Source organism: Streptomyces sp. NPDC047028, from assembly GCF_040644095.1.
Lineage (GTDB): Bacteria > Actinomycetota > Actinomycetes > Streptomycetales > Streptomycetaceae > Streptomyces.
Genome location: NZ_JBEYVS010000129.1, coordinates 1 through 1,318, shown reverse-complemented (window position 1 = coordinate 1,318; position 1,318 = coordinate 1). Strand labels below are relative to the sequence as shown.

Here is a 1,318-nt window from a genome sequence, read left to right as displayed (position 1 = left end):
GCGGACCAGACGCTGGCGCAGATCGAGCTGTTCACCAAGCCCGACGAGTACCCGATCGGCGTGTACGTGCTGCCCAAGCACCTGGACGAGAAGGTAGCCCGGCTCCACCTGGACGCGCTCGGCGTCAAGCTGACCCGGCTCCGCCCGGAGCAGGCGTCGTACATCGGCGTCGAGATCGACGGCCCCTACAAACCGGACCACTACCGCTACTGATCACATCACCCCGAGGAGTCAGCCATGAACCCCGACCACCAGGAAGAAGCCCAATTCCCCGTGCTGCACCTGGCCGGGGTGGACGAGGACCCGGCCGAGTCCCACATCGTCCGGGGAATCGACTGAGGCGGCCCCTCGCACGGCCCCGCGCCGCGCGCTTCCGCACGTCTTGAGCCCACTCCCGCGACCATAAGGCTACTCTCCGTGTCCAACGGCCAGGTGGTCGCACCGTCCGCCCGTCGGGGTGGGATGGTGGGGAGTGGGCAGTAGTCGGTTCCATGACCACGGACGGGACGGAGGGCCGGCGATGGAGGACTGGTGCGCTTTCGCGCGACAGATGGCGGACATGGCGCGCGAGCTGCTGGCACAGGACTCGCTGACCGCCACGCTGGACCGGATCACCGGCTGCGCCACCGAACTCGTCGAGGGCTGCGACGCGGCCGGCATCCTCCTGCTGCACCCCAAGGGCGCCCAGACCCTCGCCCCCACGGACCAGCTCGTCATCGACAGCGACAACCTCCAGGAACGCCTTCACGAGGGCCCCTGCTACGACGTAGCGCACACCGAGAACGACGAGCGGGTGTTCCGCATCCACGACTTCAACGAGCCCAGCGAGAAGTGGCCCACCTACGTCCCCGAGGCCCGCAAGCTGGGCGTCGGCAGCATGATGGGTTTCCTGCTCTTCACCGAGGAGGAGGAGCTCGGCGCGCTCAACGTCTACTCCCGCGAACCGGGCGTCTTCACCGACGCCAGCGAGACGGCCGGCTGGCTGCTGGCCTCGCACGCCGCCGTAGCCTTCTCCAGCGCCCGCACCCACGCCCAGCTGGAGCAGGCCGTCGTCACCCGGCACGCCATCGGCGAGGCCATGGGCATCCTCATGGGCAGCCACCGCATCACCGAGGAACAGGCCTTCAACGTGCTGCGCCGCTACTCGCAGGAGAACAACATCAAGCTGCGCGAGGTGGCCCGCCGCGTCACCGAGCGGGGCGGCCTGAACTGACACACCCCGCCCTAGGCCGTTTCTTTCAGATCATCGGATCGTTGGTCTGGTGTGTCGCTGACTGACGCCCAGTGGGCGCGCATCGAGCCGTTGTTGCCGGACCGG

Annotated in this window: 2 protein-coding genes; both read left to right on the top strand. The window is 68.4% G+C overall.

Features of this window, described 5'->3' with window-relative positions; genetic code table 11:
• Window positions 1-213: adenosylhomocysteinase (locus tag ABZ854_RS37250; RefSeq protein WP_361220500.1), on the top strand; the 213-nt coding region annotated here is incomplete at its 5' end.
• Window positions 214-520: 307 nt separating this feature from the next.
• Window positions 521-1,213 (top strand): GAF and ANTAR domain-containing protein, encoded by a 693-nt coding sequence (locus tag ABZ854_RS37245; RefSeq protein ID WP_361220497.1) that lies wholly within the window; start codon window positions 521-523, stop codon window positions 1,211-1,213.
• Window positions 1,214-1,318: the final 105 nt, after the last annotated feature.

Coding starts and splice junctions, on each gene's coding strand:
- ABZ854_RS37245 (WP_361220497.1), top strand. CDS start 521: ATGGAGGACTGGTGCGCTTTCGCGCGACAGATGGCGGACATGGCGCGC.